This is a genomic window from Mesorhizobium sp. L103C105A0, from assembly GCF_000502215.1.
Classification (GTDB): domain Bacteria; phylum Pseudomonadota; class Alphaproteobacteria; order Rhizobiales; family Rhizobiaceae; genus Mesorhizobium.
In genome coordinates this window covers 1-21,100 of sequence record NZ_AYXF01000016.1, presented here as the reverse complement: position 1 = coordinate 21,100, position 21,100 = coordinate 1, and the positions used below count along the sequence as shown (strand labels likewise).

General features: G+C 64.1%; 13 protein-coding genes and 1 pseudogene. 8 read left to right on the top strand and 6 right to left on the bottom strand.

The annotated features are described in order from the left end of the window. Positions 1 to 25 precede the first annotated feature (25 nt). From X727_RS138095 to purH, 3 genes are all read left to right on the top strand, one after another. Positions 26 to 865 carry an AraC family transcriptional regulator gene (locus tag X727_RS138095; protein ID WP_023693199.1) on the top strand — a complete coding sequence of 280 codons (840 nt, stop codon included), beginning with the start codon at positions 26 to 28 and terminating at the stop codon, positions 863 to 865. 217 nt (positions 866 to 1,082) lie between these two features. After that, positions 1,083 to 2,807 carry a heparinase II/III family protein gene (locus X727_RS138100; RefSeq protein ID WP_023742197.1) on the top strand — a complete coding sequence of 575 codons (1,725 nt, stop codon included), beginning with the start codon at positions 1,083 to 1,085 and terminating at the stop codon, positions 2,805 to 2,807. A gap of 106 nt (positions 2,808 to 2,913) precedes the next feature. Next, positions 2,914 to 4,530, top strand: a complete 1,617-nt coding sequence (gene purH, locus X727_RS138105) for a bifunctional phosphoribosylaminoimidazolecarboxamide formyltransferase/IMP cyclohydrolase (protein WP_023835205.1) — start codon at positions 2,914 to 2,916, stop codon at positions 4,528 to 4,530. A 44-nt stretch (positions 4,531 to 4,574) separates the two neighbouring features. Here purH and X727_RS138110 read toward each other — a convergent pair whose 3' ends face one another. Both X727_RS138110 and X727_RS138115 read right to left on the bottom strand, forming a co-directional pair. Continuing rightward, positions 4,575 to 5,954 carry an MFS transporter gene (locus X727_RS138110; RefSeq protein ID WP_031204734.1) on the bottom strand — a complete coding sequence of 460 codons (1,380 nt, stop codon included), beginning with the start codon at positions 5,952 to 5,954 and terminating at the stop codon, positions 4,575 to 4,577. A gap of 275 nt (positions 5,955 to 6,229) precedes the next feature. Further along, on the bottom strand, positions 6,230 to 11,017 hold the full coding sequence (locus X727_RS138115) for an NAD-glutamate dehydrogenase (RefSeq protein ID WP_023704965.1): 4,788 nt from the start codon (positions 11,015 to 11,017) through the stop codon (positions 6,230 to 6,232). Between the two features lie 131 nt (positions 11,018 to 11,148). Here X727_RS138115 and X727_RS138120 point away from each other — a divergent pair, with 131 nt between their 5' ends. After that, a complete protein-coding gene (locus X727_RS138120; RefSeq protein WP_023835202.1) occupies positions 11,149 to 11,712 on the top strand; it encodes a peroxidase-related enzyme in 564 nt (187 codons plus the stop codon). 26 nt (positions 11,713 to 11,738) lie between these two features. Here X727_RS138120 and X727_RS138125 read toward each other — a convergent pair whose 3' ends face one another. Continuing rightward, positions 11,739 to 12,350 carry a LysE family translocator gene (locus X727_RS138125; RefSeq protein ID WP_023835201.1) on the bottom strand — a complete coding sequence of 204 codons (612 nt, stop codon included), beginning with the start codon at positions 12,348 to 12,350 and terminating at the stop codon, positions 11,739 to 11,741. A gap of 140 nt (positions 12,351 to 12,490) precedes the next feature. On the opposite strand from X727_RS138125, the pseudogene X727_RS02960 reads away from it, so the two are divergent. Further along, a pseudogene (locus X727_RS02960) lies at positions 12,491 to 13,533 on the top strand (L-idonate 5-dehydrogenase). Positions 13,534 to 13,868: 335 nt separating this feature from the next. After that, complete coding sequence (locus tag X727_RS138130) at positions 13,869 to 14,495, top strand: DUF1062 domain-containing protein (RefSeq protein WP_196815023.1); 627 nt, start codon at positions 13,869 to 13,871, stop codon at positions 14,493 to 14,495. A 59-nt stretch (positions 14,496 to 14,554) separates the two neighbouring features. Here the strand turns inward: X727_RS138130 and typA are convergent, their stop codons facing one another. Further along, positions 14,555 to 16,384, bottom strand: coding sequence for a translational GTPase TypA (gene typA, locus X727_RS138135; protein ID WP_023835198.1), 1,830 nt, complete (start codon positions 16,382 to 16,384; stop codon positions 14,555 to 14,557). Positions 16,385 to 16,527: 143 nt separating this feature from the next. Here typA and X727_RS138140 point away from each other — a divergent pair, with 143 nt between their 5' ends. Next, positions 16,528 to 16,860, top strand: a complete 333-nt coding sequence (locus X727_RS138140) for a hypothetical protein (protein ID WP_023681425.1) — start codon at positions 16,528 to 16,530, stop codon at positions 16,858 to 16,860. 47 nt (positions 16,861 to 16,907) lie between these two features. On the opposite strand, the gene X727_RS138145 is transcribed toward X727_RS138140, so the two are convergent. Both X727_RS138145 and X727_RS138150 read right to left on the bottom strand, forming a co-directional pair. Continuing rightward, complete coding sequence (locus X727_RS138145; protein ID WP_023835197.1) at positions 16,908 to 18,482, bottom strand: alkaline phosphatase; 1,575 nt, start codon at positions 18,480 to 18,482, stop codon at positions 16,908 to 16,910. A gap of 260 nt (positions 18,483 to 18,742) precedes the next feature. Continuing rightward, positions 18,743 to 20,026, bottom strand: a complete 1,284-nt coding sequence (locus X727_RS138150; protein WP_023835196.1) for an MFS transporter — start codon at positions 20,024 to 20,026, stop codon at positions 18,743 to 18,745. A gap of 73 nt (positions 20,027 to 20,099) precedes the next feature. Between X727_RS138150 and X727_RS138155 the strand changes: the two genes are divergently transcribed. Next, the gene (locus tag X727_RS138155; RefSeq protein WP_023835195.1) at positions 20,100 to 20,717 is read left to right on the top strand and encodes a TetR/AcrR family transcriptional regulator; all 618 of its coding nucleotides are present in this window, start codon (positions 20,100 to 20,102) and stop codon (positions 20,715 to 20,717) included. Positions 20,718 to 21,100 lie beyond the last annotated feature (383 nt).

Here is a 21,100-nt window from a genome sequence, read left to right as displayed (position 1 = left end):
GAACGAAGCCATGGACTTTTCGCTCATGAACGATCTCTCTTACGCACTCTACAGATCCGCACCGGCCGCGGCCGGCGGCCTGTCGGTTACAGGGATTGGTCGGCATCGCGTCACTCAGGCGATCCAAGCGCGCAAATTGCCGGAATTCGCCGTGGTGCTGATTGAGAACGGTCAAGGCTGGCTTGAAACCAGGACTGCCGGCATGCAGACGATCCAAGCGCCGGCCCTGTTCTGGCTGCTTCCCGGGAGAATGCATTCCTACGGGCCGGACGCATCGGGCTGGCTCGAACGCTGGGCGCTCTTCGACGGGGCCTTGATACGCGATTTCACCCGGCTGCGGCTGATCGCCGAGGACGCCCCTGTCGTCCCCTTGCGCGACCTCGGCAAAATGCAGCGGCTGTTCGACAGGCTGCACGGTGAGCTGTCGCTCGATACGATGCTGAGCCAGGCAGAAGCCGCCGCCACGATGCATCGCATCGTCGTGCGTGCTGCCCGCCAGGCAATGGATTGGAACAACCGTCAACGAAATCCCGGCTTCCAGCATGCCGACATGCAGCCCATCATCGACGAATTGCGCCGCTGCGCGTGCGACCCGGTGGATCTCGATGCCTTCGCCGCGAAATTCTCGATGTCGCCGGCAACCTTGCGGCGCAGATTTGCGCGGGCAGCCGGCATGTCGCCCAAGGCCTTCCAACTGCGCACGAGGCTCGACCGCGCCAAACAGATGCTGGCCGCCTCCGATTCGCCCATCGAGTCCATTGCGGCCGCCGTCGGCATCCACGACGCCTTCTATTTCTCCCGTCTGTTTCGCGACCGCGAAAACTGTTCGCCCAGCGAATTTCGGTCTCGCCACAACCGCAAGTGAGTGCCGGATTGCCGGGCTTAAGCCCGCGAAGCGCTTGACTTTTTTCGGGGTGGGTCGGTGGCCGGCAGCGTGAGGCGCTTCACGTCGGCGGAATTCGACTTCGCATAAGTTCTTGAATCATATAAGCTTGTGCTGGGGTACCGGAACATGATGCCGAAACCTGCGACGCGGTTTTCGGACGACAGCATGCTCTAGCTCCAGGCGACGAGGAGGGGTTTTGGCACTGGCTGCCGGCAGCACGACACGTCTGTGGACGCTTGTCGCTAAGGAGTTTTGGCGCAAGACGCGCCGGCGCCTTCGCGCAGGGCCAGTCTATCGCTGGCGCTATTCCGGGCGCACGCCCGAACGCGTCCTGATCGCACCGCCCGACCTCAGGCTCGCCGATCCGCAGATCGCGCTCGAGATTTATTATGGCCGCTATCCGCTGTCGGGACATCTGGTCGAGACCGGCGGCAAGTCACCATTCCAGATCGACGTCGCCAACCGCGGCTGGGTGAAGACGCTGCACGGTTTCCGTTGGCTGCGCCATATGCGCGCCGCCGGCACCGAGCTGGCCGCCGCCAATGCACGCGCGCTTGTCTCCGACTGGATCGCCATGCATGGCAACCAGATTTCCGGCATAGCCTGGGAGCCCGGCACCACCGCCAAGCGAGTCATTGCCTGGTTGCAACACTCCTCGGTTGTCCTACAAGGGGCCGAATTTCCGTTCTATCGCGCCTTCCTGAAATCGCTCGCCGTGCAGATCCGCTATCTCCGCTCGATGGCGCGCGAGATGCCGGACGGCAAGGACAGGCTGCGCGCTCGTATCGCGCTTGCCTTCGCCGCGCTGTCGCTGCCGGCGCCGGCCTCGGCACTGCGCGGCGCCACCCGCAGCCTGGCGGAAGAACTCGACCGCCAGATCCTTCCCGATGGCGGCCATATTTCGCGCAACCCGATGGCGGTGCTCGAATTGCTCGCCGATCTCCTGCCGCTGCGTCAGACCTATGCCAATCAGGCAGAAACGCCACCGGCCGCCCTGATGGGCGCCATCGACCGCATGCTGCCGGCGCTGCGCTTCTTCCGCCATCAGGATGGCAGCCTCGCCCGCTTCAACGGCATGGGCGCCACCATCCACGACCGTATAGCCACCATCTTGCGCCACGACGACACCGCCGGCGCGCCGCTGCTGCACGCGCCGCATTCCGGCTATGAGCGCCTGTCGATGGGCGGCGTGACGGTGATTGCCGATACCGGCCCGTCGCCGGCCGTCGATGTGTCCAACGCCGCGCATGCCGGGTGCCTGGCCTTCGAACTCTCGTCCGGTCGCCAGCATTATATCGTCAATGCCGGCATCGACACCTATGGCGCCGCCGAGTTCCGGCCGCTGGCCCGTGCCACCGCGGCGCATTCGACCGCCACCATCAACGACACCTCGTCGGCGCGGTTTTCCCATTCGCTGCGCGTCAACGACCTGCTCGGCTCACCCTTGCTCGGCGGCCCGCAGCATGTGCCTTGCAAGCGCATCGACCAGAAGGGCACGCAAGGCTTCATCGCCCGCCATGACGGCTATATGCAGCGCTTTGGCTTCCTGCATGAGCGCGAGCTGAAACTGTCGAGCGAGGCCAATGTGCTCGCCGGCAGGGATCGCTTCCTCCGCCCGGGCGGTGCGGCGATCCGCAACAATGGCCGCGACTTCGTCGTGGTGCGCTTCCACATCCACCCTGACATCAACCTTTTGCAGGACGAGCATGACCGCCTGGTGCTGACCGCCGACCAGGCCGACACCTGGGTGTTCACCTGCACCGAAGTGGTGCCGGAGGTCGAGGAATCGATCTATTTCGCCGGCCTTGGCGGCCCGCGCCGCAGCCGCCAGATCGTGCTCGCCTTCAAGGCCTCGGAGATCGCCGAGGTGCATTGGCAGCTCACGCGCACCGGCATCGCCGGCTATCCCGAGAACAGCTGAGCGTCGTTGCCGGCGCCGGCTTGATCGAGCTTCCGGCTTGATTTCCTGACCTCATGTGCTACGGCCCGGCAACGCTCTCCAATCAGCCCTGAAAGGCCGCCAGCCCATGGCCGTCGCCGCCAAGAACATTCCGGCACCCGACCTCGTTCCGGTCCGCCGCGCCCTGCTTTCCGTCTTCGACAAGACCGGCCTGATCGACTTCGCCAAAGGGCTGGTCGCGGCCGGCGTCGAGCTGGTGTCGACCGGAGGCACGGCAAAGGCGATCGCCGAGGCGGGGCTGGCGGTGCGTGACGTCTCGGAACTGACCGGCTTTCCCGAGATCATGGACGGCCGCGTCAAGACGCTGCACCCGTCGGTGCACGGCGCGCTGCTCGGCGTGCGCGACGATCCCGAACACGCCAAGGCGATGCACGATCACGGTATCGAGCCGATCGATCTGCTCGTCTCCAATCTCTACCCGTTCGAGGAGGTCCGCCGCTCCGGCGCCGACTATGCCGCTGTTGTCGAGAACATCGACATTGGCGGCCCGGCGATGATCCGCGCCTCGGCCAAGAACCATGCCTATGTCGCCATCGTCACCGATCCCGGCGATTATGCCTCGGTGCTGAACGCGCTGGAGATGAACATCGGCTCGCTGTCGCTGGATTTCCGCCAGAAGCTGGCGGCCAAGGCCTTTGCCCGCACCGCCAGCTACGACGCGGCGATCTCCGGCTGGTTCGCCGAAACGCTTGAGATCGAGCACCCGACCTGGCGCGCCTTCGGCGGCAGGCTGGAAAGCGTCATGCGCTATGGCGAGAACCCGCATCAGAGCGCCGGCTTCTATGTCAATGGCGACAAGCGGCCGGGGGTCGCCACGGCTCGCCAGTTGCAGGGCAAGCAGCTGTCCTACAACAACATCAACGACACCGATGCCGCCTTCGAGCTGGTCGGCGAGTTCGACCCCAACCGCTGCGCCGCCGTTGCCATCATCAAGCACGCCAACCCGTGCGGCGTCGCCGAGGACGCTTCGCTGGCTGCTGCCTATGCGAGAGCGCTGGCCTGCGACCCGGTTTCGGCCTTTGGCGGTATCGTCGCCATGAACCGCATCCTCGATGCCGAAGCGGCGCAGGAGATCGTAAAAACCTTCACCGAGGTGATCATCGCGCCGAACGCGTCGGAGGACGCTGTCCGCATCGTCGCCGCCAAAATGAATTTGCGCCTGCTGGTCACCGGCGGTCTCCCCGATCCGCACGCCGGCGGCATCACTGTGAAATCCGTCGCCGGCGGCATGCTCGTCCAGGGCCGCGACAACGCGGTGGTCGACGATCTCGAACTGAAGGTGGTGACCAGGCGCGCACCGACGGCGGCCGAGATGGCCGACCTCAAATTCGCTTTCCGCATCGCCAAGCACGTCAAGTCGAACGCCATCGTTTACGCCAAGGACGGCGCCACGGTTGGCATCGGCGCCGGCCAGATGAGCCGCGTCGATTCCTCGCGCATCGCCGCCCGCAAGGCCCTCGACGCGGCGGAAGCAGCTGGCCTCGCGGAGCCGTTGACCAAGGGCTCGGTGGTCGCCTCCGACGCTTTCTTCCCTTTCGCCGACGGGCTCATATCCGCGATCGAAGCCGGCGCCACGGCGGTGATCCAGCCCGGCGGCTCGATGCGCGACGACGACGTTATCGCCGCTGCCGACGCGCATGGCATCGCCATGGTGTTTACCGGCGTGAGGCATTTCAGGCATTGAGCGCCTCTGCCTTTTCCCACAAGGGGAGAAGGAAAAGTGCGGCGCTATTCCACCGGCTGATCCGCCGGGTACGGCGTCCAGATCAATATCGCGATCCCAACGCCCAGGAACAGCACGATGGCCGCCATGCCGAGCCGCGCCGAGCCGCTGGCGAGCGTGATCGACGCCACCATGAACGGCGCCAGGAAACTCGTCGCCCTTCCGGCCAGCGCATAGATGCCGAAATAGCGGCCGGATTCGGCCGCGGTCACGCTGCGCGCCATGTAGGAGCGTGACGACGCCTGCACCGGTCCGAACGCCAGCCCGATCAACAGGCCATAGAAAATGTAGGCCTTTTCCGCCGCCGTGCCGAACAGGCCGCCGCTATCGGCTCCCGGCATCATCCAGGCGCCGAACAGCGTGTACCCCGGGCCGGTGGAGACGATGCCGATGGTGGCGATGCTGAGCAGGACGAGCGAAATCATCACGATAATCTTGGACCCAAGCGCGGTGTCCAGCCATGCGGCAACCAGGCAGCCGACGATGGCGACGACGTTGAGGATGATGCCGAACATGCCGATCTCGGTGATCGACCAGTGGAACATCGCTGCCGCAAAGGTGCCACCCAAAGCGAGCAGCGCATTGACGCCGTCTTGATAAATCATGCGGGCAATAAGGAAGCGGAAGATGCCTTTGCGCCGGCGCACTTCAGTCAGCGTCGACTTCAGCTCCGACAGCCCCTCGCGCACCGCCGGCCCGATCGGAATGCCTTTGATGGCGTCTGGCGTGAAGAAGAACATCGGCAGGATGAACAGGAAATACCAGCCGGCCGACAGCGGCCCGGTGGCGCGCGCGTCCTCGCCGAGATTCGGGTCGAGCCCAAAGAGCGGGTCGATGCCGATGATCGTCTTGCCGGTCTCCGGCGAACCCGCCAGACAGGCGACGACAAAGATCAGCGCGATCATGCCGCCGAGATAACCAAGTCCCCAGGCAATGTTGGAGACGTGGCCGATCTCGCTCTTCGGCACCAGGCGCGGCATCATCGAATCGTTGAACACGGTCGAGAATTCCGCCGCGACCGAAGCGAGAGAAAAGAACAGCACCACCAGGAAAAGGTTCGAGCCGGGAGCGGCGAACCATAGCAGGCAAAGGCTGATGATCTTGATCGAGGCGAAGAACGCAATCCACGGCTTGCGCGGCCCGGTCTGGTCGGCAATCGAGCCGAGGATGGGAGACAGCACGGCAATGACCAGGCCCGCAACAGCGATGCCGTAGCCCCAGGCCGCCTGGCCTGAGACCGGATCGCTCGCCATGCGCGAGACGAAATAAGGCCCGAAGATGAAGGTGGTGACGACGGTGAAAAACGGCTGCGCCGCCCAGTCGAAGAACATCCATCCCCAGATGCCGCGCCCGGATGCCCGCTGCACTGTTTCTACCGCCGCCATGATGATTCCCCCGGGACACCGCGCTTGTCGGATGCCATGTCTGCATGTTTCGAATGCTCATGCAAACCGCCAAAGATTCGCGCTGCCCCTCACCTGCCTGCCAGCATCCTCTCCCCGAATAGTGACGGGGAGAGGGTTGCTCTCATCGATGATTTCGCTAGTCGCCAGCGTTGCAACAAGGGCGCCAAGGCTACGGCCCGCCCTTTCTCCTCGTCACTATACGGAGAGAAATGCCCGGCAGGGCAATGAGGGCGGCGCCGGCGTTTCGGAGATGTTCACATCCCCGTCAGATCGCTCATCAGCCCCGAAGCCACCGACAGCCTGGACACGGTGATATCCCCGCCTTCGGTCAGCGCCTGCAGCCGCTCGCGGATGCGCGCCACGCGCTCGCCTCCGGCTTCCAGCCAGGCCGCCACAGGATCCGCCGTCCCGGCATGGCCGGCGAGAGCCGCCACCGCAATGCCGCGCCGCGCCGCGCCGATCGTGTCGGTGGCGCGCGACAGCGCCAGCTGGTCGTAATAGTCCGACGGCGTGATTGAACGCGCCGCCTCTTCGACGCGCGGAATGCGGAAGGCATCGCTGACGGCGAAGAACGCCTTGGCCGAGGCGACGACGTCGGCATTGGCCGTGCGCGCCGTCAGTGCGATGTCGGGGATCAGTCCCGCCACATCGGCCATTGCCAGCTGCCCGGCGAGCTTTTCCGGGGCGCCGGCCTTGAACAGGCCATCCCGCCTCTCCTCGACCCGCTCGCGGGAGAAGGCCGGCAGCAGCGAGAGCAGCTTCGGCTCCAGCGCCATGCGCGCCTCTTGCAGTTCGGCAATGCGCTGGCCGAGAGCGGTGCCGGCATCGTTCTTCAGGTACCAGCCGCTGGTCACGAAGATAAGCCGGCTGACGGACTGGTAGAGATCGAGCTGCGCCTGGCCGTCGATGTGGCTGTCCAGCGCATCGATCTCCCGATAGAGCGCCGGCAACGCGAAGCCGTCGCGCACCACGGCGAAGGTGCGCACCACGTCGGCCGCGCTGCGCCCCGTGGCTTCCTGCAGCCGGTTGACGAAGGACGGTCCGCCGCGATTGACGAGATCGTTGGCGACGACGCGGGCGATGATTTCGCGGCGCAGCCGGTGGCCATGGATCTCGGCCGCATATTTCTTCGCCATCCGGTCAGGGAAATAGGCCATCAGATCGCGGTCGAAATGCGCGTCGTCAGGCACGTCGCTGGCGACGATGTCGGAAAACAGCACGATCTTGGCATAGGCGAGCAGCACGCCAAGCTCCGCCCGGGTCAGCGGCTCGCCACGCGCCTCGCGCTCGGCAAGGGCGGCCGGCGACGGCAGCGTCTCGACAGCGCGGTCGAGCAGGCCCCGAGCCTCCAGCGCCGCCATGAACCGGCTCTGGTGCGCGATGTCGGCAAGGCCGCGCTTGCGGGCGATGGAAAGCGCCAGCGTCTGTTCGTAATTGTTGGACAGCACGAGGCCGGCGACCTCGTCGGTCATCTCGGCCAGCAGCTTGTTGCGCGCCGGCCGGGTCAGCGACCCCTTGCGCATGGCGGACGCCAGCGCGATCTTGATGTTGACCTCGACGTCGGAGCAGTTGACGCCGCCCGAATTGTCGATGGCGTCGGAGTTGCAGCGGCCGCCATTCATGCCGAATTCGATGCGGGCGCGCTGCGTGACGCCGAGATTGGCGCCCTCGCCGATCACTTTGGCCCGCACATCGAGCGCGGTGATGCGGATGGCGTCGTTGGCGCGGTCGCCGACTTCGGCATTGGTTTCGCCCGAGGCCCGTAAATACGTGCCGATGCCGCCGAACCACAGAAGGTCGACGTTCGCCTTGAGGATGGCGGTCATGATCTCGGCCGGGGTCGCGGTGATCTTGGCGAGGCCAATCGCCGCCGCCGCTGCCGCAGGCAGCGTGATCGACTTCTGGCTGCGCGAGACGATGACGCCGCCTTCCGACAGCTTGGTCTTGTCATAGTCCTGCCAGGACGAACGCGGCAGCGCGAACATGCGCTCGCGCTCGGCCATCGACGCCACTCTGTCTGGATCGGGATCGATGAAGATGTCGCGATGGTCGAAGGCGGCGATCAGCCTGGTCTGCGGCGACAGCAGCATGCCGTTGCCGAACACGTCTCCCGACATGTCGCCGACGCCGACGACGGTGAAGGGGGTGGCCTGGATGTCGCGGTTGATCTCGCGGAAATGCCGCTTGACCGCTTCCCAGGCGCCTTTGGCGGTGATGCCCATCTTCTTGTGGTCGTAACCGGCCGAGCCGCCGCTGGCGAAGGCATCGTCGAGCCAGAAACCGTGTTTCTCCGAAATGGCATTGGCGGTGTCGGAGAAGGTTGCCGTGCCCTTGTCGGCGGCGACGACAAAGTAGGGGTCGTCAGGATCGCGCCTGACGACGCCGGCTGGGGGTATGACGCCATCGAGGCCGATATTGTCGGTGATCGACAGCAGGCTGGAAACGAAGTTCTTGTAGGCCGAGGTGCCGGCCTCGAAGATGGCGTCGCGGCCGGCGCTCATCGGCAGCTTCTTCGGATAGAAGCCGCCCTTGGCGCCGACCGGCACTATGACGGCGTTCTTGACCTGCTGCGCCTTGACCAGGCCGAGCACCTCGGTGCGGTAATCCTGGGCGCGGTCCGACCAGCGCAGGCCGCCGCGCGCAACCGGGCCGAAGCGCAGATGCACGCCCTCGACCTCGGACCCATAGACGAAGATCTCGCGCCACGGCCTCGGCGCCGGCAGGCCATCGACCGCTTGCGAGTCCAGCTTGATCGCCAGCGACTGGCCCCGCGCCTTCGTTCCCGCAACGAAATGATTGGTGCGCAACGAGGCTTCGATCAGGTTGAGATAGCGGCGGATGATGGTGTCGTCATCAATGTTGGGGACTTCCTCCAGCGCGTCCTTGATCTTGGCCTTGAGGTGCTTGGCGGCGACGACGCCTTCCGTCTCGGCGGTCGGGCCGAGACGAGCGACGAACAGTGCATGCAGGCCGCGCGCAATGTCGGGATAGCGGTTGAGCGCGGCCGCGATGAAATCCTGGCTCTGCGGGATACCGGCTTGCTGCAGGTAGCGGCCATAGGCGCGCAGAATGCTGACTTCGCCCGACCACAGGCCGGCGGTCTGGGCAAGCCCGTTATAGCTGTCATTGTCGATGTCGCCGCGCCAGACCGACAGGAAAGCGTCCTCGAACAGCGCGCCGCCATCGCTGAGGTCGATCGGCTTGCCGTAGCTGTTCTCCAGCTCCATGTCGTGGACGAAGACGGTGTCGCCGCCGTCCTCGCCAACCTCGAAGGTGCGCTCGCTGATGACGCGGAAGCCGATGTTTTCCAGCACCGGCACGCGACGCGACAGCGCTACCGGGCTGCCGTGGTGGTAGATCTTCAGCGCTGCCTGATGCGGTTTCTGCTCGGCATGGCGGTAATAGTCGATGGCGATCGGGTTGGCGGTGCTGATGCCGGCGATGCGCCCCGCATCCTTCAGCGCGATGGCCGCGCTGAAGGAATCGCGATAGCTCTCAGGCAGACGCGCGGCGATCGCCTTCAGCGATGGATCGCCGCCGACGGCTTCCGCGGCTTCGGCCAGCGCGTCGTCCCAGGTTCGCACGATATCGCGGATCGCCGCTTCGATCGCCGCCTGCTCGACCTTCGGCGTCTTGCCGCCCGAGCGGCCGATGATGAAATGCACACGCGCCAGCCCGCCCTCCGGAAACGCCGGATAATAAGCCGACAAACGGCCCTCGAAGACGGTCTTGAGATAGGTGCCGATCTTCTCGCGCACGACGCTGTCATAGCGGTCGCGCGGCACGAAGACGAGGATCGAGACGAAGCGGTCGAACTGGTCGGCGCGCACCAGCGCCCGCACCCGCGGCCGCTCGACCAGGCCGAGAATGGCCGCGGCGTGCTTCTTCAGGATCGGCACCGGCACCTGGAACAGTTCGTCGCGCGGATAGCTCTCCAGAACGTTGATCAGTGCCTTGCCGGAATGGTCGTGCCGGTCGAAGCCGGACTTGGCGATGATGGTCTCGGCCTTTGACCTCAGATACGGGATTTTCATCACCGAGCGCGTGTAGGCAGTCGAGGTGAACAGGCCGACCATGCGCAACTCGCCGGCAAGCGTGCCCTTGGCGGTGTAGGTTTTGACGCCGATATAATCGAGATAAATGCGGCGGTGCACCAGCGACTTGGCGTTGGCCTTGGTAACGATCAGCGGCTCCGGCCCATGCAGGAAGGCGCGGATTTCGGGCGTCGTCGTCACCGCCTCGGTGCCGCGCCGGAGCACCAGCACATCCGGGTCGGCGAGGATGCCGAGACCGGGCTTGTCGGCGCGCTCCAGATTGCCGCTCTCCGTGCCGCCGGAATATTTGAACTCGCGCATGCCAAGGAAAGTGAAATTGTCGTCGCGCAGCCATTCAAGGAAGGCGATGGCCTCGGCAACGCTCTTCTTGTCGAGCGGCACGGCGGAATAGCGGAATTCGGAAATCGCCTGGTCGAGACGGGCGAGCATCGGCTTCCAGTCGCTGACGGCGGCGCGCACCTGGTTGAGCATCTTGCGCAGGCGGTCGGCCAGCGCGTCGGCCTGCTCCGCCGTCAGGCGCGGAATATGGACATGGACGACGCTCAGCCGGTCGTGATTGCCATCGTCCTTGAGGGCGCTGCCGTCGCCGAGGATCTCGTCGACGCCGGCCTTGCCGTGGCGCACGACGATGACCGGATGGGTGACCAAAGTCGGTTCGCCGGCAGTTTCTGTGATCTCGCCGAGGATCGAATCGAACAGGAACGGCATGTTGTCGTTGACGACGGTGATGATCGTCATCGGGCGGCCCTCGCGGGATACGCCCGACCCGGCATCGACGGCGACGACACTTTGGCCCTTCTTGTGGGCGGCGACCGCACGTCCTGCCAGGTCGGAGGCGCGCTCCAGGTCGGCGGCGTCATAGGCGGCGATGTCTTCGGCCGGCGCGCGGGCCAGCAAATAGTCGGCGAGCCTGGCCGGCTTCCCGTCGGGTTTCACCCCGGCAGTGGCTGTTTTCCTCGGCTTAGCTGCGGATTTCACGCTCGCCATGTTGTCCTCCCGTCACATGCTTTTACGACTATGGTAGCAGATGACCGCTGTTTGGCGACAAAGGTTTGACGGCTCGATAAGAATTACAGGAATTCGACGGTCAGGCGGCGGTGAACCAGGAGGAAGACCCCATGTCCGGCAAAATCAGCGCACTTGACCTCGGTATCGCGGAACTGAGCGAGGCGACAAAAGCCTATTTCGCCAAATGCGAGGAAAAGCTCGGCCTGGTTCCCAACGTGCTTCTTGCCTATGCCTTCGACGAGAAGAAGCTGCGCGCCTTTACCGACACCTACAATGATCTGATGCTGGGTGAATCCGGCCTGTCGAAGCTGGAGCGGGAGATGATCGCGGTCGTCGTCTCCTCGATCAACCATTGCTATTATTGCCTGACCGCGCATGGCGCGGCGGTGCGCCAGCTCTCCGGCGATCCGGCTTTCGGCGAGATGATGGTGATGAACTTCCGCGCTGCCAATCTTTCACCGAAACAGACGGCGATGCTCGAATTCGCCGTCAAGCTGACGGAAGAGCCGGCAAAGATCGTCGAGGCGGACAGGGAAACACTGCGCAACGCCGGCTTCACCAACCGCGACATCTGGGACATCGCCTCGACCGCCGCCTTCTTCAACATGTCGAACCGCGTGGCGGCGGCCATCGACATGCGGCCGAACGACGAATACCACGCCATGGCGAGGTGAAAGTTTCCTTCTCCTCGTAGGAGAGGTCAACGCGCCGCGATGGCCCCGGCAGCGCCGGCCATCGTCGTGGCGCTGATTCGGTTGGCGATCTTCATGGCGCGCCTGCTTTTGAGCAGCTTGCGCGCCTGTGAGGCCGCGACGACCCAGGCGAGATCGATGGCGATCAGAACCACCGCCATCGTCGCCGTCAGTTCGACCCAGCCGATGACACTCACCAAAGCGAGGTCGATGATCGTCGGCAGCAGCGCCAGATAGAACATCATGATCTTGGGATTGCCGAGCGTCACCGCCATGCCGGCAAAGAACAATTTTGCCGGCGAATCCTCGCGCGGCATCTCGCCTTCTTTTGCGTCGACAGGTGCGGTCCACATCTTAAAGGCGAGGTAGGTGAGGTAAGCGACGCCGATCCATTTCACGACGACGAAGGCGAAATGGAAGGTCTGCGCTACGACCGCCAGCCCGAACACCGCCAGCGACAGCCAGATGGCCTCGCCGATCCACATGGCGAGCAGGAACGGAAACACGTCACGAAAGCCCTTCGAGATGACGCGGGCAACCAGTGCCGCGATCGATGGGCCGGGCGAGCCGGCGGCAACGAAGAGAGCGGCGGCGAAGATCAGCAGCGAGGTGAGGTGCATGGCGGAGCCTTCGAGCGTTGGATGGCAAATGATATCCGATCGGCGTCAATTTGGCACCCCTCTGCCTGATGGGCCAAGAACGCGACACATTTCGGAGATCGGACTTGCCCGTGCCAGCGGTTTGAGAAAGGATCGCGGCCGTGAAATCAATCGTCATCCACGCCGCAAAAGACCTGCGCATCGAAGAGACCGATTCGGGCGCGCCTGGCGCCGGACAGGTCGAAATATCGGTCGAGGCCGGCGGCATCTGCGGCTCGGACCTGCACTACTACAATCATGGCGGCTTCGGCGTGGTGCGCCTGCGCGAGCCGATGATCCTCGGACATGAGGTCGCCGGCACGGTGAAGGCGCTTGGCGCCGGCGTCTCCAGCCTCGCCGTCGGCGACCGCGTCGCTATTTCGCCCAGCCGGCCCTGCAATGCGTGCCGATACTGCCTGCAGGGCGTGCAGAACCAATGCCTCGACATGCGATTCTACGGCAGCGCCATGCCGATGCCGCACATACAGGGGGCCTTCCGCCAGCGCCTCGTCGCCGAGGCCTGGCAGTGCCACAAGATCGCCGACCATGTCTCCATCAACGAAGCCGCCTTTGCCGAGCCGTTCGCGGTAACGCTGCATGCCGTCAACCGCGCCGGCTCGCTGCTCGGCAAGCGGGTCTTGGTCACCGGCTGCGGGCCGATCGGTGCGCTCAGCATCCTTGCCGCACGTGTCCACGGCGCGCGTGAGATCGTCGTCACCGATGTCATGGACGCGGTTCTGGCCAAGGCCAACGAGATCGGCGCCGACCGCACCATCAATGTCGCCACAGATGCCGACAAGCTCGCTGGCTACAATGTCGAGAAGGGCAGTTTCGACGTCATGTTCGAATGCTCCGGCAATGAGCGCGCGGTGCGAGCCGGGCTCGATGTGCTGAAGCCGCGCGGGGTGCTCGTGCAGCTCGGCCTAGGCGGCGACATGTCGCTGCCTCAGAATCTCATCGTCGCCAAGGAGATCGAAATGCGCGGCTCCTTCCGTTTCCACGACGAGTTCGCGCTGGCCGTCGATCTGATCAACAACCGTCGCGTCGACGTTAAGCCGCTGCTGACCGGCATCTATCCAATGGACGAGGCGGTTGCGGCATTCGAGNATTCGAGATCGCCGGCGACCGCAACAAATCGATGAAGGTACAGATCGCCTTCGCCTGAGCAGGGCGAGACACCCTATGAACCTTGCCCGCTCGGCATCTTGCCGCTAGAAGAACCGTCCCGACATTCATTTCGAGCTTCATTTTGCCTCAGTAACCGCCGGTCTCGCCAACTCCCCTGATCACACTTGGCAGGGCGCCGCATTAAGCGGTGCCTGCTCCATTTCACGTGTTCCTCAGGCGGCGGTTCGAGACCGGTTTGGCACTGCTGAACCGTTGTCGCGCGCTTTGCCGCCCGTGACAGCTGATTTCCGACATAGCTAGCTCTCGCCACGCCGTGCCCGCATGGGCATCTCGCCATTGCCGGCCTGAAGAACTTCCCGACGGGAAGGGCTTATCGGCATGTCTCTGCGCATACACTGGGCGATTGCGCCCGAAATCGCACCTCGACCCCTGATCAACTGCAATCGCTGCGGCACGGTGAAGGCCTATCGCTGCAGCGACAAATTCCGCGTCAACGCCAATGGCAAACGCATTGATGTCTGGCTGATCTATCGCTGCATCGACTGCGACAATTCGTGGAATTTCGGCATTTTCGAACGCTGCAACCGCCGCGACATCGAACCCGCGCTGCTGGCAGCGCTCGAAAGCAACGATCCGGCCCTCGCCCGCCGCCATGCCTTCGATGTCGTGGCTTTGCGAAACCGGGTCGGCCGCGTCGAGGAGTTTCCCGATGTCGCCGTTCACAAACACCGGCTCGGCGGCGAAGGCCGACCCGCAGCCGCGCTTGAAATCAGGCTTGGGCTGGAAATGCCGACATCGCTGCGGCTCGACCGTCTGCTCGCCGGCGAACTCGGCATCTCCCGATCAAGGCTTCAGGCGCTGGAGGAGAAACGATTGCTGTTTGTCGTTTCCGAAGGCGCCAGGGCTTTGCGCAAGCCGGCTCGCGATGGCACGATCGTGCGAATTGATCTCTCCGGCGAAGCCGACCGAGAAACCATCATCTCAAGGGCGAGCAGATAATCGAAATAGGGCGAAGCACATCGGTGCTTCGCCCCTCTCGAATTTAGACAATCAGACGATTACGCCGCGCCCACAACCTTGGCCGACTTCTCGAAGCGCTTGCGCTCGTTCGGGTCGAGATAGAGCTTGCGCAGGCGGATGGTCTTCGGCGTCACCTCGACCAGCTCGTCGTCCTGGATCCAGGCCAGCGCGCGCTCCAGCGTCATGCGGATCGGCGGCGTCAGCTTCACCGCCTCGTCCTTGCCGGCGGCGCGGATGTTGGTCAGCTTCTTGCCCTTCAGCACGTTCACTTCGAGGTCGTTGTCACGGCTATGGATGCCGATGATCATGCCCTGATAGACCTTGACGCCCGGGTCGATGACCATCGGGCCGCGGTCTTCGAGGTTCCACATGGCATAGGCCACTGCCTCGCCCTGTTCGTTGGAGATCAGCACGCCGTTGGTGCGGCCCGGCAGTTCGCCCTTGTAGGGCTGGTAGGCGTGGAACAGCCGGTTCATCACGGCGGTGCCGCGCGTGTCGGTCAACAGTTCCGACTGGTAGCCGATCAGTCCGCGCGTCGGCGCGTGGAAGACGATGCGCTGACGGTTGCCGCCCGAAGGCCGCAGCTCGACCATCTCGGCCTTGCGCTCCGACATCTTCTGCACGACGATGCCGGCGTGCTCCTCGTCGACGTCGATGACGACTTCCTCGACCGGCTCCAGCAATTCACCGTTCTCGCCCTTCTGCATGACGACGCGCGGACGCGACACGGCGATTTCAAAGCCTTCGCGGCGCATCGTCTCGATCAGCACGGCCAGCTGCAATTCGCCGCGGCCGGAAACGAAGAACGAATCCTTGTCGGGCGATTCCTCGATCTTGAGCGCGACATTGCCTTCGGCTTCTCGCAGCAGGCGGTCGCGGATGACGCGGCTGGTCACCTTGTCGCCTTCAGTGCCGGCGAGCGGCGAATCATTGACCAGGAAAGACATGGTCACGGTCGGCGGATCGATCGGTTGCGCATGCAACGCCTCGGTCACCGCCAGGTCGCAGAACGTGTCGGCGACGGTGCCTTTGGACAGGCCGGCAATGGCGACGATGTCACCCGCCTGCGCCTCTTCGATCGGCTGGCGCTCGAGGCCACGGAAAGCGAGGATCTTGGAGATGCGGCCGGTTTCGATCTGGGTGCCGTCATGGTGCAGCACCTTGACCGCCTGGTTGGACTTCAGCGTGCCGCTCTCGATACGGCCGGTAATGATGCGGCCGAGGAATGGATTGGCTTCCAGGATGGTGCCGATCATGCGGAACGGGCCGGGATGAACGGTCGGCTCCGGCACATGCTTGATGACGAGGTCGAACAGCGGCGCCAGGCCCTGGTCCTTCGGGCCTTCCGGATTTTCCGAGACCCAGCCATCGCGGCCAGAACCGAAGAGGATCGGGAAGTCGAGCTGCTCGTCGGTGGCGTCAAGCGCTGCAAACAGGTCGAACACCTCGTTGACCACTTCGACGTGGCGGGCGTCCGGACGGTCGATCTTGTTGATGACGACGATCGGCTTCAGGCCGACCTTGAGCGCCTTGCCGACGACGAACTTGGTCTGCGGCATGGGGCCTTCGGCGGCGTCGACCAGCACGATCGCCGAATCCACCATCGACAGGATGCGCTCGACCTCACCGCCGAAATCGGCGTGGCCGGGCGTGTCGACGATGTTGATGCGGGTGTCCTTCCAGTCGACCGAGGTCGCCTTGGCCAGGATGGTGATGCCGCGTTCCTTTTCGAGGTCGTTGGAATCCATGGCGCGCTCGGCGACGCGCTGATTGTCGCGGAAGGAACCGGATTGCCGCAGCAATTGGTCGACGAGGGTGGTTTTTCCATGGTCGACGTGCGCGATGATCGCGATATTACGAATTTTCATTTTGTGGTCTCGGGAGCGTTGCAGGCAGCAGGCCAAAGGGCGCCGCCTCTTTCGGTTGCGCGGCTCATACAGGGTTTTTCGCAATTGCGAAAGAGGAGGCGCACCACCAAATACTCATCAAATCTTAAGCATCTCGGTGTGAGATGGTTTTGTTAACCAAGGCGGGAACCTTTCTGGGCCCGGGTAGTTCGAAATTCATGACCGACAAACTCAACCGATTTTGGCCCCTCATCGCTTCGGTCGCATTCGCTGCCGTGCTGGCGGCCAATGCCGCTCAATCGGCCGCCACGGTGAAGGAAGCCAATCCGGCTTCGTCGTCCGACCGGACGGCCGAGCAGATGTTTGCCGACGCCCCTGATGGCGTCGACCCCGTGGTCACCGGCCCGGTCAGCGCCTCTTTCAAGCAGAGGCAGCAGGTTGCAGGCTGCGACAGCGCGGTGTGGCCGAAGATTCCGACGGTTTGCTACCCGGACTGACGGCTGCCCATTCCAGGCATAGCGATCCTTCGCACCGACCCAAAGGCTTACGCCGACCGCACCGGATCGAGCGTCACCTTGTAAAGCTCGATGTCGTCGCGATCCATCAGCCGCACGGTCAGCTGCTCTGTCGCCCCTGAAATGTCCACCAGGCCAAAGAACTGCAGGCCGGCCGAGGGTGGCAGGTTCTGGCCCTGTTCGGTGGTCGGCGCCTTGATGAATTTCAGCTCCGGGCCGAAGGTCATGTCGAAATCATTGGGACCGAAGGTACCGGCGTGGATCGGGCCCGAGACGAATTCCCAGAAAGGATTGAAATCCTGGAACCGCGCCTTGTCGGGGTTGTAATAGTGCGCCGCCGTGTAGTGGACATCGGCGGTCAACCAGACCGTGTTGGTGATGCCGGCAGTCTTGATGTAGCGCAACAGGTCGGCGATCTCGAGCTCGCGGCCTTTGGGCAGGCCATTGTCGCCATTGCTGATGGCTTCCGCGCCGACCTTCTTGGCGCCGTCGTCCCAGACGACGAGGCCGAGCGGCATGTCGGCGGCAATGATCTTCCAGGTCGCCCTGGAATTCGTCAGCTCGCGCTTCAGCCATTTCGTCTGCTGTACGCCCAGCATGCGTGACTGCGGCGTCATGTCCTCCTGCATGTCGGGGCCGTTCGGGCCGCGATAGGAGCGCATGTCGAGGAAGAACACGTCGAGCAGCGGCCCATGCGCGATCTTGCGGTAGACGCGGCCGGGCTCGGACGGCTCGTAGCGGATCGTCGTCATCTCATGGAAGGCGCGCGCCGCACGCGCCGCGAGCACATGGATGGATTTTTCGGTGTAGCGGCTGTCGGCGCCGAGATTCTTCGAATCCGACCAGTTGTTCAGCACCTCGTGATCGTCCCACTGGTAGAAGGTCGGGCAGATGGCGCTCAAGGCCAGAACGTTTTTGTCCATCATGTTGTATTTCCACTGGTCGCGGTACTCATCCAGCGTCTCGGCCACCTTGCGCTTGCCGTCGATCAGGACGACGTTTTTCCACTTGCCGCCGCCAGGCAGGTCTACCTCGTCCTTCATGGCGCCATCGGCATAGATGGTGTCGCCGGAATGCAGGAAGAAATCCGGCGTGTGCCTGGCGATGGTGGCGTAGGTTTTCATGCCGGTCTCATCGATTCCCCAGCCCTGGCCGGCCGTGTCGCCCGACCAGGCGAATTTTATGTCGCGCTTCGAGGCGGGTGCTGTGCGGAAACGGCCGACGATCGGTTCGGAAACGGCGTTGATATCCGACAGGTCGGCGGCAGTCATCCGGTAGAAGATATCCTGGTCGGAGGCGAGGTCGGTAAGCAGGCGCTTGACCGTGAAGTCGCTGGCCGGCGAGGTATCGAGCGGCGCCAGCCGCGTCGCATTGGCGAAGTTTTCCGTCGACGACACTTCGAACATGACGCGCGAAGGCCGGTCGGTGCGCGTCCACACCATGCCGCTCGAGGCATCGACATCGCCGGACTGGACGCCATGGGTGAAGGCCGGGCGCTGGCTGGCGCGCGAATAATAGGGCAAAGCGAGCCCCGATGCGCCGAGCAGACCGGCGGCGCTGGCAGAGGTGACGAAAGCGCGGCGGGTCAACGAGATCTTGTTCATGGCTGTCTCCTGATGGCTTCGAACGGTGCCAGCAAGCTCCAGCTTCAATGTTTCAGCCACATCTCGGGAAGATGAAACTTTGATAACAATCGACAGGTGATCTCCGCCCTTGAGGGGGGAGATGTCGCCGAAGGCGACAGAAGGGGGTCGCCTCGCTTGGAGCGCCGACCTCTGCGCAAGAGGCTGAGTCCGGTCGCACGGACCCCCTCTGGCCGCTTCGCGGCCATCTCCCCCCTGAGGGGGGAGATTAGTACCGCGCCTTACGCCGCTTGCGGCTCCGGATCGAAAGCCGGCCTGCTCGTATTGATCAGCAGCGACAGACACGCAGCCACGATCGCCGTCATGCCGGCGATCAGGAAAGCCAGTTCGTAATTGCCCTGCAGTTCGCGCATGGTGCCGCCGAAGGCGGCGGCGGTGGCGGCGCCGACTTGGTGGCCGGCTACGATCCAGCCGAACACGATCGGGCCGCTGCGGTCACCGAAGGCCTCGTTGGCGAGCCTGAGCGTCGGCGGCACGGTGGCGATCCAGTCGAGACCGTAGAGCACGGCGAAGATGATCAGGCTGGTCGCCGAGAAGCCGGAATAGGGCAGATAGATCAGCGCCAGACCGCGAATGCCGTAGTAGACGCCGAGCAGCTTGCGCGGGTCGAAACGGTCGGTGAGCCAGCCCGAGAGCGTCGTCCCGATCAGGTCGAAAATGCCCATAAGCGACAGCAGGCCCGCGGCCTGTACCTCGGGGATGCCCATATCGCCGCAGAAGGAGATCAGATGCGTGCCGACCAGCCCGTTGGTGGTGAAGCCGCAGATGAAGAAGGTGGCGAACAGATACCAGAAGACGCGGGTGCCGGCAGCGCGGCGCAGCGTGTTGAGCGTATGCGCCAGGAAATTGCCTTGCGATGCCGGCGATACCGGCGGCACGTCATCGGCCCCGGCGCCATAGCGCACCATGCCGATCGAAGCGGGACGCTCCGGAACCAACAGCCAGACCAGCGGCAGAAGACAGGCGGTGGCGATCGAGACGGCGGTAGCGACGGGCTGCCAGCCGCCCGACTGGGCGAGCGATGCCAGCAGCGGCAGGAACACCAAGAGGCCGGTGGCGCTGGAGGCCGACATCAGCCCCATCACCAAGCCGCGATTGGTCTTGAACCAGCGGTTGACGATGGTGGCGCCGAGCACGGTGGCGACCGCGCCGGAGCCGATGCCGGAAAACACGCCCCAGGTGAGGAACAGGTGCCATGGCTCGGTCATCAGCAGGCTGAGCGCGGTCGAGCCCGACATGATCACAAGCGAGGCAAGCAGCGTGCGGCGCAAGCCGATACGCTCCATCAATGCGGCGGCAAACGGCCCGGTCAGGCCGTAAAGGAAGATGCCGATCGCGGCGGCAATCGAAACCGTATCGCGCCCCCAGCCGAAGCTTTTATCCAACGGCAGCATCATCACCGAGGGTGCGGAACGAAGCCCGGCCGCGATCAACAGGCAGAGGAAGATGACGCCAACCACGACGAAAGCGTAGCGCTGGCCAAACGGACGGGATTGAGCTATCATGTTACTGACCGGTACGTTGCAGGGTGAGGACCTGTATACGTACCGATCGGTAACACGTCAATCGAGTCATACCATGCCAACGGACAAAAATTTTGAACTGACCATCAAGGACGGTCATGCAGTGGCACCGCCCAAGGCTGCCAAGAAAATCCTCGACGTGGCGTACGACCTGTTCTACCGCCGCGGCATCCGGGCGATCGGCGTCGACGAGATCGTCAAGCGCGCCGGCGTCACCAAGCCCAGCCTCTACCGCAGCTTTCCCTCCAAGGACGAGCTCGCCGCTTCCTATCTCAGGCAATATGACCGTGAGTATTGGGAGCGTTTCGACGAAGCCGTGGCTGCCCACCCCGGCGACCCGCGCGCACAGCTCAGGGCTTTCCTGACTCGCGTCGGCAAGCGCACGCAAAGGCCGGACTATCGCGGCTGCGGCATGACCAACGCGGCGGTGGAATATCCCGAACATGGCCATCCGGCGCGTGTCGTCAGCGAGGCCAACAAGCAGGAGCTGCGCCACCGCCTGCGCGCCATGGCCGCAGCGATGGGCGCTAAAGACCCTGACACGCTCGGCGACGGCCTGCTGCTGTTGATCGAAGGCGCCTATATCAGTGGCCAGCTCTTCGGCCTCGGCGGCCCGGCGCAATCGGTGGCCCGCAACGCCGACCTGCTGATCGAAGCGAGCTTGAAGAAATAGCATTTTCTAACGTTGGCACCGCCCCTCACCTGCCTGCCGGCATCCACTCCCCGTAAACCGCATAGGCGCTAAGATAGGTATTGCCCTGCGGAATCGGGTGTGATTCTACACTGCGATGACACACGAATCGCTTGNGCCCGCGAGACGAAGGCGTTCCTGCGCCCGCGCGGCGTCAGGTCGGCGAGCGACCTGTTGCGCCTGACACTGGCTTACTGCCTTGGCAAGGTTGGCATGCGGGGCGTCGTGGCCTGGGCGGCGGCGAGCGGGATTGCCGACATTTCGGACGTGGCGTTGCTCGGCCGGCTGCGCAATGCAGGACCATGGCTGCAGCAGTTGATTGGGCACCTTTTGAAGCGCGAGGATGCAGGTTTGGCCAAAGGCCG